Consider the following 12291-nt stretch of genomic DNA (forward strand, 5'->3'; position numbering starts at 1 on the left):
AAGAATTAACCCAATAACCTGAAAGTAAGATGAATCTGAGTCCCGTTATAATTGCCATCCCAATATATTTTATTTTGATGGGAATTGAGTTGCTTGTGTTGAGATTTCAAAAAAATCCGAGCTACCGAATGAATGATGCCATTACCAATATCAATCTCGGAGTAGTTTCCCAGGTTTCGGGGGTTTTTATCAAAGTACTTTCTATCGGAGTATATTCCTTCCTTTATGAACGTTTTGCATTCTTTGAGGTTCCAAACAATATTTGGACATTTTTCCTTCTATTCTTCCTCTATGATTTTTGCTATTATTGGGCACATAGAAAATCACATGAAATCAACCTTTTTTGGGGAGGACATGTGGTCCACCACTCCAGTGAAGAATACAATCTTTCGGTAGCCCTGAGGCAAAGTTCGACGCAGACGGTTTGGACATTCTTCTTCTATCTACCGTTGGCATTCCTTGGCTTTGATCCTGTATTCTTGGTTTTGGTTTCGGGTTTGAACTTACTCTATCAGTTTTGGATCCATACAGAAGTGATTGGCAAAATGGGTTTTCTGGAAAAGTTCATGAATACCCCCTCGCATCACCGCGTACATCATGGCAGAAACCCAAAATACATTGACAAGAACCATGGTGGTACCTTCATCATTTTCGACAAATGGTTTGGTACATTTCAGGAAGAAGAAGAAAAACCAACTTATGGCATTACAGTACCTGTAAATAGTTGGAATCCTGTCTGGGTCAATTTGGCACACTATGCGAATATGAAAGAAGAAATGAAGCAAATCCCAAATTGGCTTGATAAAATCAGGTATTTGTTCAACAAACCAGGTTGGCTGCCTGAATACCTCGGAGGATACCGTGCTGTGAAGGATGTGGACGAAAATTACCGGAAATTTGACACAACAGTACCCAAAGCACTGAATTTCTATGTTTTTTATCAATACGCAATTTTGATGGGCTTGACTGCTTATTTTTTATTCAATTTGGAAAACTTTGATTGGATGATGAAAGTTGGGCTTTCTACTTTGATCATATGGAGTACGGTAAGTTTTTCAGGTGTTTTTGAACAAAGTCGCTGGTACCATATACAGGAAATAGTCAGGATAGCTTTGTTTATTGTGACCGCTTGGTTTATCGCCTTGGATTTCTTACCTCAAAATATAATCGGCATTGTGCTTTCTATGTATGGATTCTCCTCTTACTTTTGGCTTTGGAAAAATAAAACTGTAGTCAAAAACTTCCAAAAATCCATTCACAATAATCAGCAACATGCGTAACATACAATCCTTTCTTCTTATTGCTTTTGTTTTTAGTGTAATTTCATGTTCGGGAAAATTGGAAGTTGGCGATATAGACCTGGTAAATTGGAAGAAAGACAGGTATGGATGCAATGGATTGAGAATCCAGCAACTTGAAGAATTCCAAAAGATCAAGAATGATTTTTTGGGTGCCAACAACCAGGAATTGATCAAAACTTTTGGAAGACCCGATCGGGTGATGCTTGTTGACAAAAGCCAGAGTTTCTTCTTTTACTTTTTGGAGCCAAGTGATAATTGTGATGCACATGATGCATCAAAACAGCCATTAAAAGTAATGTTTCGGCTCAATGCCATCAATAAAGTCAGTGAAGTTACAATCAGTAGATTGGAGCCATAAAAAATTAAAGCCTTTGAAAATCATTTTCAAAGGCTTTTTTATTTCGTTGAAATAAATCTTTTAAATATAGGGTAAATAAATCCTGTTCAGATTTTAGTCAATTTTTACTCTTCCATAAAACACAACGCCGCAGCACCCAAGGTGCCTGCATTGTTTTCTAATGTAGCTTTTGTCAATTTCAAGTCATCAACATAGTATTTGGTCAAAAACTGTCTGACTGTTTTGTCCAAAGCTGGCATCATAAATTCCAAGCCTGCTGAAATCCCACCACCAAAATAAACTTCGGTCACATCCAAAATCCGGATTGTCGAAACGATTGCTTCGCCCAAAACCCTTGCGACTTCTTCAAAAACCATCAAAGAAACCTGATTGCCTTTTTTGGCAGTATCTACGAGTAGGTGTGTACCCAATTCCTGTCCTACCAGTTCCCCGGCCAAATCTGGATATGCACGGATCATTCTGTCCATGATGCGCAATATCCCATCCCTGCCAATGATTCGTTCCAACCCTTCATTTCCCCTGGATAGCATGTGCCCCATTTCCATGGCATTTCCCCTAGAGCCCTTGAAGACTTCTCCATCCATGATCACAGCACTGCCAATACCTGTCCCCATAGTGATAAACAGGAAATTGTCCGATGGATTGGAAGTCCCATATCTATACTCGCCCAATGCAGCAGCTGCGGCATCATTTTCCAAGTAAAATTTGACATCGGGATATTTATCCAAAAGTCCCTGCTTCAAATTGAAACCATTCAATGCGGGGATTGCAGGGATTTCCAGCGTGGTAGTCCTATCTTTGGAAATTAGGCCCGGTAGCCCGATCCCTACTTTCTTGACTTCAGGATACTTTTTGAGATATTTCCCGACACCTTCTATAAAGCATGGATTGAACCCCCTTGGATCATCTCTATAAGGTGTGGTATCCTCTTTGTCAAAAGAGACTATTTCACCTTTCTTGTTGACTAGGCCGATTTTCAAATGTGTACCTCCTACGTCCACACCTAAAAAATGCTCATCTGTATTATTCATAGTTATTCTTCAATAGGTTTAGAGGCCTAAAATAGCAAAGACTTAGCTTTACTTCCTAAAATCTTTGCCAAAGTCTTGAAATATTTCGAAAACTGCCGGGCATACCAGTGTATTTTGAAGGGTTAAATTCAAAATTCCGTGCATATTTTTCCGATTGGTATGGGGATATTCCCTACATGCCTTTGGCCTTTCTTGATATACAAAACAAGTATTGTCTGCATTTAGAAAAGGACAGGGGGAACTTTTCAAAACATAATCCCCATCATCATCCCTAAACAAATAAGTATCGATAAACTCTGAAGATTTCATCCTAAAAAGCTTTGCCAGACGATCGATATCAGTCTGGATAAAAATAGGGCTGGTTGTTTTGCAGCAGTTGGCACATGAAAGACAATCGATTTTTTCAAATTTCAGATCATGGGACTTCTCAAACATCTGGTCAAGATTTTTAGATTTGATGTTTTTCAAGCGGTCCTTTGTCTTTTTGTTATTGCTATATTCCGCCTTACTCTTCTTTGTAAAATTTTCTAAATCCATTTCGAATATTTACTTAATAAAAATATCGATCTCGAATATTTAATAGCTATATAATTTTGAATTGTCAAATTATTGCTCTAAATTATACCTTATTAGACTTTAAATATAATGAAAATGCACCCAAACGAACTGTTCTTTTACTACAACCCATCCCATAATGTTGACAAACAAGTGAGGGCATTTGCGCGTGCAGTGGCAAATCACGTCAATGAGATCAACATGGACAAAGAAAAGATTACCAGCACGGGATGGAGGAATATTCTTGACAAACTGGCATTGAGACCGAAGGATCTGCTCAATAGGGCACATCCAGATTACCAAACTCACATTGCAGGAAAGAATTGGGATGATGAAAGTTGGCTGCAGATATTGATCCGCTATCCGCATTTGATCAAAGCGCCAATAGCCATCATGAAAAACAAAGCAGTGCTTTGTACTTCTCCCAATCAAATCCTCAAACTGAGCTAGACGATTTCAATTCCATTATCAAGAATCTTGATAAGTTTGGCTTTATACAATTGACCTATTGACTGCTTAAAGTGCTTTTTACTCATTCCCAACAACTCTTTGATAGACTCTGGGGATGATTTATCATGAAGGGGCAAAAATTTCTTTACTTTTAAAACAGAAAGGATTTTTTCAGCCCCTTCTTCGTATTTTTCCCTACCGACTGGTTCCAGTCTCAGATCAAGCTTGCCATCTTCCCTCCTCTTTTTGACAAATGCACGGACAACATCACCCAATCCTATGGGTACAAAAACTTCATTCTTATAGATCAAACCTTCAAAAGCATTCTCTATCAAAGCCTTAAATCCCAAATCAGTTTCGGCAAAAATCAATGCTTCCACCTCTTGGCCTTCTTCAAATCCCCGCGTTTCAACTTCCAGAAAATCTTCATATTTGCTCACTCCTATCAACCTGTCGGTTTTGAAATCCATACAGACCCTTACCAAATACTTCTCCCCCTCTTCCATGTCCACATGCATTTCCGACTTCGGTACAAATAGATCCTTGGGCAATCCCCAGTCCATAAATGCCCCAAAACGGGTGATTTCTTTTGCCTCCATCACGGCAAATTCATCCAACAAAGCGACTGGTCGATTGGTCACCGCCACAGGCCTATCTTCACTATCTGTATATACAAAAACCTCAACCTCTTGTCCTTCTTTGAATTCTTCTTTTAGGTAACTTTTTGGCAGTAAAACTTCCTCACCATCATGAAGTGCCAAATAAGCTCCATTTGCTGTAAACCTGTTGATCAACAGACTATTGATTTTCCCCAATTCTTTCATGCCCCAAAGGTAATTAAATTACTTGAAGTAGAAATTGGAAAACGAGGTGAATCAATTTAGATTTGAGAATCGAAAAAGAACATATAAACCCATATTATACATGAAAAATATCGCAGTAATCGGCTCAGGAACAATGGGAAATGGCATAGCGCATGTTTTCGCACAGTTCGGATACCAAGTCTCCATGATCGATATCAACCAAAATGCTTTGGAAAAAGCATTGGCAACCATTGGTAAAAACTTGGACAGACAAGTTTCCAAAGGCTTGCTCACCGAATCTGAAAAATCGAAAGCCCTTTCCAATATCAAGACTTTCACAAAGATGGAAGATGGTGTGAAAAATGCAGATTTGGTTGTGGAAGCGGCTACTGAAAACGTGACTATCAAATTGGACATATTCAGGGAGTTGGACAAGCTATGTCCTGAACACACTCTCTTGGCTTCCAATACATCTTCTATATCCATCACCAAAATCGGAGCTGTGACCTCAAGGCCTGACAAGGTTATTGGGATGCATTTTATGAATCCAGTACCTGTCATGAAATTGATCGAAGTCATCAGAGGATATGCTACTTCGGATGAAGTTACTGACAAGATCATGGATTTGTCAAGGAAGTTGGATAAAGTACCTGTTGAAGTAAATGATTATCCGGGATTTGTGGCAAACAGGATATTGATGCCAATGATCAATGAAGCGATCTATACACTCTATGAGCGTGTGGCAGGTGTAGAAGAAATAGACACTGTAATGAAGTTAGGCATGGCACATCCAATGGGTCCCTTGCAATTGGCCGACTTTATAGGACTGGATGTCTGTCTTTCCATTTTGAGAGTGCTTCACGAAGGCTTTGGAAATCCAAAATATGCGCCATGCCCCCTACTTGTAAATATGGTAGAAGCTGGCTTCAAAGGTGCTAAGACGGGTGAAGGGTTTTACAAATACACTGCGGGAAGCAAAGATGTGGTGGTATCTTCCCAATTTAAAAAATAATCACTTTATAGCATTCAAACTTTTGAAAGGGGTTTATCAAACAACCTCTTTCACTTTTCAACAAAGAACATGCACATAGCAGTATCAGGCAATATCGGTAGCGGAAAAACTACCCTCACAGAAAGACTCTCCAAACATTATGGCTGGAAAGCTGAATTTGAAGCAGTTGAAAACAATCCGTATCTATCAGATTTTTATGAAGATATGAAACGTTGGTCATTCCATTTGCAGGTTTATTTTCTGAATAGCCGATTCAACCAGATCAATGCTATCCAACAAAGTGAAACATCCATCATCCAGGACCGGACAATCTATGAAGATGCCTACATTTTTGCTGCAAACCTCTACAAATCAGACCTTATCAGCCAGAGGGATTATGATAATTATCTCAATCTGTTCCACTCGATGATCAATTTTGTGAAAGCACCTGACTTGCTGATCTATCTGAAGGCGGATATTCCCAAGCTCGTAGGTCAGATCGAAAAAAGAGGAAGGGATTATGAAAATGCGATCCGTATTGATTATCTCAAAAACCTAAACACCCACTATGAGGATTGGATAGCTGGTTATGACAAGGGGAAACTCTTGATTGTAGATGTCAACAATATGGATTTTGTCGCTAACCAAGAGGATTTTTCATCCATAGTAGGTATGGTGGATAGGGAAATCCACGGACTGTTTTCCTAACATATTGGGATGAAAATAAATCAACAAGCCTGCTTAGGTTAAAAAAAGTTATCGGTGATTGGTTATCAGTCGATCAGTTAATGGTTGAATGATTTTTGGTTGGATCTATGATTTGATTTTCAGACCATAAGTCAGTTCGGACCCAAACCAATCAACTATTTGACTATTCAACTGATAACTTTCCCAACTTCTGTCAAACCAGTTTCCTGAACAACCAGTTTTTGATGGCTTGATAGGTTTCTTCCTTTGGATTCAACAATAAATCATCGATTTTTTTCAAGCTTCCCCCAGTCATGATGTTTTCGTAAACAGGTATCCGGATCAATTTATAACCATGTAACCTGGTCAACAAATCATATTGTGCATCATTGTATGCATTGAGTTTCCAACCTGAAGAACCATTTCCCGACAGATCCCCCGGTTCTTCGGATTTACCGAAAACCTTGCTGGCAATAGGAGGCCCAAACCATACCCGCTCTTGCAATCCCGACTTCAGACAATCTTTTTCAAAAGTCCTGCAAAGCCGCTTATAGCTATCCGACCAAGCAAAAGAAAAAGTATCATAAAGTTCTGATTTTAAAGTAGATAGTCTATACCTATTAAAGTGGACAGGATCATCATAAATAAACAAAAACCTGTTGATCTTGAAGTCAAATTTAAGCCTTTCGAGCAATGGAAATTGATGGACATTGCCACCAAGGATTTCAAAAACCTCTGCAAGCAAAGTCTCTCCTTTTCCTTTTAAATACTCATTATTGACATTTATATAAAATTCTTCTTCGATCTGAAAATCAGAATCCCGTAAAATTTGAATCAGGTGATCTACTTTTATTTGGTGCAATTGATTTAGTATTTAGATTAGCTTTTACACACAGCTGATACGGATGCGTATGATTTTGACTCCAGCAGCAAAGCTAGCAAAACCCTTTTATTCATTCGTCTCCAAGCTATCACTTGGCGCCATTCTTTCCTTTAAGTTTCCTTTGGAGCCTGGAAAAGTGGTCCTGGTCGAAATGTCATATCCAATCCAACACATTGCCAATAAAAACAACACTGCCATTATCAGAAAGATGAGCTTATTCTTGTTCATATTTTACAGTATCCTAACAGCTATTTGAATTATTCAGTTTTCGATTGTGCAAAAATAATACATTCAGGATGGATTAAAAATCCATTGTAAAAAGGTTTAAGGTATCATGGGATTTGGTGAAAAATAAAATTTATCAATTTGTGAAAAAATGGCTAACTTTCGTTTTATTGCTTTGGTAAAAGCAAATATTGTCTCACCATCCTAAAACCAATCTGACATTCAAACTGTTTTGGGTGTTTAAATTCACGTTTCTATTATGTACCAGTTAGTAAATCCCCAATCAATATTTCAGTATTTCGGTGATGATGACAAAGAAATGTTGAGGGAAATGATCCAGATAATATTAGATACCAATTTACATGATTTAAAAGGTTTGGACCAATATTATGCTGAAAGGGATTTTGATTCGATAAAAAAGAAATGCCATAAAGCCAAACCGAGCATGAGCTATATTGGAGCCATAGACACCCGGAAACTGCTTGAATCAATAGAGAAGGATTTGGAAAACTCCTATCCTACTTTCGAAAAGCTAAAATTGGATATTGAAATTATAGAAAAGGAACTGCATACTTTCCTTGAAGGGCTTTAGGTTCCTTTAGTAATTCAACCATCCATAAATTTTTTCATTTTTTCTTCTTCTGAATCATTATTTTTAAGAAAAAATACTGAACATATGAGGAAACTGTCACTAATTGTATTCGTTTTATTCAATTTTGCTCTTTTTGGCTTTTCGCAAGAAGAATTGACTGTAGAAAAGATTATGAAAGACCCCCAGTGGATGGGGAATTTCCCATCAAATGTAAGGTGGGATGATCAGGGGAAATCCATTCTTTTCAATTACAATCCGGAAGGCAACCCTTCTGATTCTTTGTACAAAATAGCAGTCAACAAGTCTGATAAAATAGAAAAAGTAACATTGGCAGAACAACGCCAATTTATCCCAAGTTTTGCAAACAGCAATAAAGACCAAACAAAAAAAGTGTTTGTAAAAGATGGTGAAATAATCCTCTACGAAGTAGCTACAGGTAAAAAAACAACACTTTTGCATTTGGGAGATAGAATTGGCACTCCAAAATTTCTTGCCAATGAAAATCGAATTTCTTTTGAGTCCAATGACAATCTATATGTCATGGATGTGCAGACTGGTAAAATCAACAGGATAACCAATATCAAATCAGGAAGCAAACCATCAGAAAAAGAAGGTCCAAAAAGCAATGATAGGGACGATTGGCTAAAAGAAGATAACCTTGAACTGCTTCAAGTGATCAAGGAAAGGGAAGATAAGAAAGAATTGTCAAAAGCATACAGAGAAGCTACTGCCGAAAAAGAGGCATTTGCTTACTATTTGGGAGACAAATCAGCTACATCCCTCCAATTGAGTCCTGATGAAAGATATGCCACATTCAACCTAATCACCAGAGCTGATGGGAAACGAACCGTAGTCCCAGATTATACCCACGCTTCGGGCTACACGACAGACATCAATACCAGATCAAAAGTGGGCGATGAACCGATGAAAGTTGAGTTGGCACTTTATGACATCGAAAATGAAAAGGTGACTATCATTGAAGTCAACCAATTGACTGGTATTCAAGATTTGCCCGATTACACCAAAGATTATCCTGACAAAACTTGGGAAGAAAAGGACAGAGCAGTGACTGTTTCATCCCCTATTTTTTCCAATGATGGAAAATATGCTATTGTAAACATCAGGTCTGCTGACAATAAAGATAGATGGATCGCACAGTTGGATTTAAAAACAGCTGAATTGAAAGTACTCGATAGGCAAAGGGACGAAGCCTGGATTGCCGGTCCTGGTATTGGATATGCATTTGGGGGAGGTACTTTGGGCTGGTTGCCGGACAACAGGCACATCTATTTCCAATCAGAAGAAAGTGGCTATTCGCATTTGTATATCTTGGATATCACTACAGGAAAGAAAAAAGCGCTTACGAGTGGTCGGTATGAGGTGTTCAGCCCATTTATTTCCAAGGATCAGAAATCTTGGTATTTGACCACATCAGAAATCCATCCTGGAGAAAGACATTTCTACAAGATGCCGCTCATGGGTGGAAAAATGGAGAAATTGACCAGCATGACAGGGAATAATGATGTCAGTCTTTCCCCCGATGAAAAACACATTGCAATCCTGTATTCATACAGTAACAAGCCATGGGAATTGTATCTAAAACCAAATAATGCGAAAGAGGATGCAAAACAGCTAACTTCAGGCCAATCAGAAGAATTTAAATCCTATAATTGGAGAGAGCCGGAGTTGGTGAACTTCACGGCGCAAGATGGAGCTTCAGTACCAGCAAGGTTGTATAAACCAAGCGCAGAAAAAAGCAACGGAGCGGCTGTAATATTTGTCCATGGTGCGGGCTACCTGCAGAATGTCCACAAATGGTGGTCAAGCTATTTTAGGGAATATATGTTCCATAACCTTTTGACAGATTTGGGATATACAGTGTTGGATATTGACTATAGAGGATCCGCCGGCTATGGAAGAGACTGGAGAACGGGAATATACAGACACATGGGAGGTAAAGACCTTTCGGACCAAGTTGATGGTGCAAAATATTTGGCAGACAATCATGGCGTAGATCCTGAAAGAGTCGGCATCTATGGCGGAAGCTATGGTGGTTTCATTACCTTGATGGCACTTTTCAACGCTCCAGAAAGTTTCAAATCTGGCGCTGCTTTGCGCTCAGTTACAGATTGGGCTCATTACAACCACGGCTATACTTCCAACATCTTGAACGAACCATTCAATGATCCCATTGCATACAAACGCTCCTCTCCTATTTATTTCGCAGAGGGATTGAAAGGCAACTTATTGATCGCACATGGCATGATCGATACCAATGTACATTTTCAGGATGTAGTAAGGCTTGCACAGAGATTGATCGAGTTGGAAAAAGACAATTGGGAAATGGCAGTGTATCCAGTAGAAGACCATGGTTTTGTAGAGCCTAGCAGCTGGACAGATGAGTACAAGCGTATTTTGAAATTATTCAACAACACATTACTGAAATAATATGAAAACCAAATCATTTTTCGGGTTAGCGCTGATTACTTTTTTTTGTTTATCAGCCTGTAAAAATGTACCGACCAAAGAAGTTCAAACTGGCCTGATTGCGGAGAAAGCAATGATAGTTTCCGCAAGGAAAGAAGCTTCTGAAATAGGAATTTCCATACTTCAAAAAGGTGGAAATGCATTCGATGCAATGGTTGCGACGGAGCTTTCTCTAGCCATCGCATTTCCGTTTGCAGGGAATTTGGGAGGTGGTGGCTTTATGGTTTATCGACAGAATGATGGAAGTATTGGCTCGATAGACTACAGGGAAAAAGCTCCTTTGGCAGCTACCAGAGATATGTATTTGGATGAAAAAGGTGAAGTTATTCCAGGTCTTAGTACAACGGGAGCACTTGCTGTGGGTGTTCCCGGTACTGTTGCCGGAGTTTTGGAAGTGCATAGGAAATTTGGTTCCTTGCCTCTGGAAGAAATCTTGGAGCCTGTGATAGCTTTTGCAGAAAAAGGAGCCATAGTGACCGAAAAGCAAGCCTCTGGACTTCGGTACAGCAGAAGCATCATAGCAGAAGTCAGTGGGGAGAACTCCCTTTTCGCTCAAGAATTCAATGCCAATGACACCATCAAATATCCTGCTTTGGCTGAAACCTTGAGAAGAATTGCCAAAAATGGAAGGGATGAATTTTACAAAGGGGAAACAGCCCAAAGGTTGGTCAACTTCCTTCAGGAAAAAGGTGGTATCATGACTTTGGAAGATCTTGCCTCTTACGAAGCGCAATGGAGAGAACCAATCGTATTCGAATACAGAGGACATCGGATCATATCCATGGCACCGCCAAGTAGCGGAGGAGTTACCATTGCCCAGATTTTCGGGATGATTGAAGGCTTTGACTTAAAGTCAATGAGTCACAATTCCCCGGAATATATCCAAGTGTTGGTAGAGGCAGAACGCAGGGCTTATGCAGATAGAAGTTACTATCTGGGGGATCCGGATTTTGTGGAAGTTCCGTTGGCCCAGATGATGGATAAATCCTACCTAAGAGATCGTATGTCAACTTTCACAAAAGACAAAGCAACGCTTTCTTCAGATGTTTCCCAAGGGAACATCCAATTTCAAGAAAGTGAGGAGACCACACATTATTCTATCATGGATCAATTTGGAAATTCGCTTGCGATTACCACCACACTGAATGGTGCATTTGGATCCAAGCTTTTCTGTGATGATTTGGGTTTCTTCTTGAACAATGAGATGGATGATTTCTCCGCAAAAGCCGGCGTACCAAATATGTTTGGGCTAATCGGTGCAGAAGCAAACCAGATAGAACCAGGAAAGAGAATGCTCAGCTGTATGTCTCCGACTTTGGTAGAAAAAGAAGGAGAAATATTGATGATAGTAGGAACTCCCGGAGGATCGACGATCATGACCTCAGTAGTCCAAACTATACTGAATGTCCTCGAATTTGACATGAGCATGCAAGAGGCTGTCAATGCAGCAAGATTCCATCACCAGTGGTTGCCGGATGAAATTAGGTTTGAAAAGGATGTTTTCACAGCAGAAACCTTGGAGGCTTTAAAATCGAAAGGATACCTGATCAATGAATCTCCATCACCAATTATTGGAAAAGTAGATGCTATTTTGGTATTGAAAAACGGAAAACTGGAAGGAGGCGCCGATCCAAGAGGTGACGACACAGCGGTGGGGTACTAAGCACAAAGTTTTTTTTACCGCAGAGGACGCAAGGGTACGCAAAGAATTGTTTTCTTGGAATGGAACCAATCACATATTCCCCCTTTGCTCCTCCTTGCGAACCTTAGAGGGAGTTCTTTTTTTTTACCGCAGAGGACGCAAGGGTACGCAAAGAATTATTTTTTGGACTGGAACCAATCAAATATTTTCCCTTTGCGCCCCCTTGCGAACCTTGGCGGCAGTTGTTTTTTTACCGAAGAGGACGCAAGGGTACACAAAGGATTCT

13 protein-coding genes are annotated in these 12291 nt (G+C 39.5%); 8 read left to right on the plus strand and 5 right to left on the minus strand.

From position 1 onward, the window contains the following. Nucleotides 1-29: 29 nt before the first annotated feature. Both ACFSKL_RS15230 and ACFSKL_RS15235 read left to right on the plus strand, forming a co-directional pair. Nucleotides 30-1280 carry a sterol desaturase family protein gene (locus tag ACFSKL_RS15230; RefSeq protein WP_376887180.1) on the plus strand — a complete coding sequence of 417 codons (1251 nt, stop codon included), beginning with the start codon at nucleotides 30-32 and terminating at the stop codon, nucleotides 1278-1280. After that, complete coding sequence (locus ACFSKL_RS15235; protein ID WP_376887181.1) at nucleotides 1273-1659, plus strand: hypothetical protein; 387 nt, start codon at nucleotides 1273-1275, stop codon at nucleotides 1657-1659. Before ACFSKL_RS15230 ends, ACFSKL_RS15235 begins: the two co-directional genes overlap by 8 nt. 104 nt (nucleotides 1660-1763) lie before the next feature. On the opposite strand, the gene ACFSKL_RS15240 is transcribed toward ACFSKL_RS15235, so the two are convergent. Continuing rightward, nucleotides 1764-2690: an ROK family protein gene (locus ACFSKL_RS15240; RefSeq protein WP_376887183.1), complete on the minus strand. Its 927-nt coding sequence runs from the start codon at nucleotides 2688-2690 to the stop codon at nucleotides 1764-1766. A gap of 48 nt (nucleotides 2691-2738) precedes the next feature. Next, nucleotides 2739-3227, minus strand: coding sequence for a YkgJ family cysteine cluster protein (locus tag ACFSKL_RS15245; RefSeq protein ID WP_376887184.1), 489 nt, complete (start codon nucleotides 3225-3227; stop codon nucleotides 2739-2741). A 108-nt stretch (nucleotides 3228-3335) separates the two neighbouring features. Between ACFSKL_RS15245 and ACFSKL_RS15250 the strand changes: the two genes are divergently transcribed. After that, nucleotides 3336-3695 carry an arsenate reductase family protein gene (locus ACFSKL_RS15250; protein WP_376887186.1) on the plus strand — a complete coding sequence of 120 codons (360 nt, stop codon included), beginning with the start codon at nucleotides 3336-3338 and terminating at the stop codon, nucleotides 3693-3695. Here the strand turns inward: ACFSKL_RS15250 and ACFSKL_RS15255 are convergent. After that, on the minus strand, nucleotides 3692-4519 hold the full coding sequence (locus ACFSKL_RS15255; protein ID WP_376887187.1) for a CvfB family protein: 828 nt from the start codon (nucleotides 4517-4519) through the stop codon (nucleotides 3692-3694). The two genes, ACFSKL_RS15250 and ACFSKL_RS15255, sit on opposite strands and share 4 nt — an antisense overlap. A 100-nt stretch (nucleotides 4520-4619) precedes the next feature. On the opposite strand from ACFSKL_RS15255, the gene ACFSKL_RS15260 reads away from it, so the two are divergent. Both ACFSKL_RS15260 and ACFSKL_RS15265 read left to right on the plus strand, forming a co-directional pair. Next, complete coding sequence (locus ACFSKL_RS15260) at nucleotides 4620-5510, plus strand: 3-hydroxyacyl-CoA dehydrogenase family protein (RefSeq protein ID WP_376887188.1); 891 nt, start codon at nucleotides 4620-4622, stop codon at nucleotides 5508-5510. A gap of 69 nt (nucleotides 5511-5579) precedes the next feature. Further along, nucleotides 5580-6197 (plus strand): deoxynucleoside kinase, encoded by a 618-nt coding sequence (locus tag ACFSKL_RS15265; protein WP_376887189.1) that lies wholly within the window; start codon nucleotides 5580-5582, stop codon nucleotides 6195-6197. Between the two features lie 193 nt (nucleotides 6198-6390). Here ACFSKL_RS15265 and ACFSKL_RS15270 read toward each other — a convergent pair whose 3' ends face one another. Both ACFSKL_RS15270 and ACFSKL_RS15275 read right to left on the minus strand, forming a co-directional pair. Further along, nucleotides 6391-7038, minus strand: a complete 648-nt coding sequence (locus ACFSKL_RS15270; protein WP_376887190.1) for a DUF7255 family protein — start codon at nucleotides 7036-7038, stop codon at nucleotides 6391-6393. A gap of 87 nt (nucleotides 7039-7125) precedes the next feature. Next, complete coding sequence (locus ACFSKL_RS15275; protein WP_376887191.1) at nucleotides 7126-7287, minus strand: hypothetical protein; 162 nt, start codon at nucleotides 7285-7287, stop codon at nucleotides 7126-7128. A 256-nt stretch (nucleotides 7288-7543) separates the two neighbouring features. On the opposite strand from ACFSKL_RS15275, the gene ACFSKL_RS15280 reads away from it, so the two are divergent. From ACFSKL_RS15280 to ggt, 3 genes are all read left to right on the plus strand, one after another. Further along, the gene (locus ACFSKL_RS15280) at nucleotides 7544-7876 is read left to right on the plus strand and encodes an Hpt domain-containing protein (protein WP_376887192.1); all 333 of its coding nucleotides are present in this window, start codon (nucleotides 7544-7546) and stop codon (nucleotides 7874-7876) included. 84 nt (nucleotides 7877-7960) lie between these two features. After that, the gene (locus tag ACFSKL_RS15285; RefSeq protein WP_376887193.1) at nucleotides 7961-10324 is read left to right on the plus strand and encodes a S9 family peptidase; all 2364 of its coding nucleotides are present in this window, start codon (nucleotides 7961-7963) and stop codon (nucleotides 10322-10324) included. A 1-nt stretch (nucleotide 10325) separates the two neighbouring features. Next, nucleotides 10326-12026: a gamma-glutamyltransferase gene (ggt, locus tag ACFSKL_RS15290; RefSeq protein ID WP_376887194.1), complete on the plus strand. Its 1701-nt coding sequence runs from the start codon at nucleotides 10326-10328 to the stop codon at nucleotides 12024-12026. The last annotated feature ends 265 nt before the right edge of the window (nucleotides 12027-12291 follow it).

This window comes from Belliella marina (assembly GCF_042682445.1).
GTDB lineage: Bacteria > Bacteroidota > Bacteroidia > Cytophagales > Cyclobacteriaceae > Belliella > Belliella marina.

Excerpts from the sequence above, each read along its gene's own strand:
- ACFSKL_RS15245 (WP_376887184.1), bottom strand. The coding sequence starts at position 3,227 with ATGGATTTAGAAAATTTTACAAAGAAGAGTAAGGCGGAATATAGCAAT.
- ggt (WP_376887194.1), top strand. The coding sequence starts at position 10,326 with ATGAAAACCAAATCATTTTTCGGGTTAGCGCTGATTACTTTTTTTTGT.
- ACFSKL_RS15265 (WP_376887189.1), top strand. The coding sequence starts at position 5,580 with ATGCACATAGCAGTATCAGGCAATATCGGTAGCGGAAAAACTACCCTC.
- ACFSKL_RS15285 (WP_376887193.1), top strand. The coding sequence starts at position 7,961 with ATGAGGAAACTGTCACTAATTGTATTCGTTTTATTCAATTTTGCTCTT.
- ACFSKL_RS15235 (WP_376887181.1), top strand. The coding sequence starts at position 1,273 with ATGCGTAACATACAATCCTTTCTTCTTATTGCTTTTGTTTTTAGTGTA.
- ACFSKL_RS15280 (WP_376887192.1), top strand. The coding sequence starts at position 7,544 with ATGTACCAGTTAGTAAATCCCCAATCAATATTTCAGTATTTCGGTGAT.
- ACFSKL_RS15275 (WP_376887191.1), bottom strand. The coding sequence starts at position 7,287 with ATGAACAAGAATAAGCTCATCTTTCTGATAATGGCAGTGTTGTTTTTA.
- ACFSKL_RS15240 (WP_376887183.1), bottom strand. The coding sequence starts at position 2,690 with ATGAATAATACAGATGAGCATTTTTTAGGTGTGGACGTAGGAGGTACA.
- ACFSKL_RS15255 (WP_376887187.1), bottom strand. The coding sequence starts at position 4,519 with ATGAAAGAATTGGGGAAAATCAATAGTCTGTTGATCAACAGGTTTACA.
- ACFSKL_RS15230 (WP_376887180.1), top strand. The coding sequence starts at position 30 with ATGAATCTGAGTCCCGTTATAATTGCCATCCCAATATATTTTATTTTG.
- ACFSKL_RS15250 (WP_376887186.1), top strand. The coding sequence starts at position 3,336 with ATGAAAATGCACCCAAACGAACTGTTCTTTTACTACAACCCATCCCAT.
- ACFSKL_RS15260 (WP_376887188.1), top strand. The coding sequence starts at position 4,620 with ATGAAAAATATCGCAGTAATCGGCTCAGGAACAATGGGAAATGGCATA.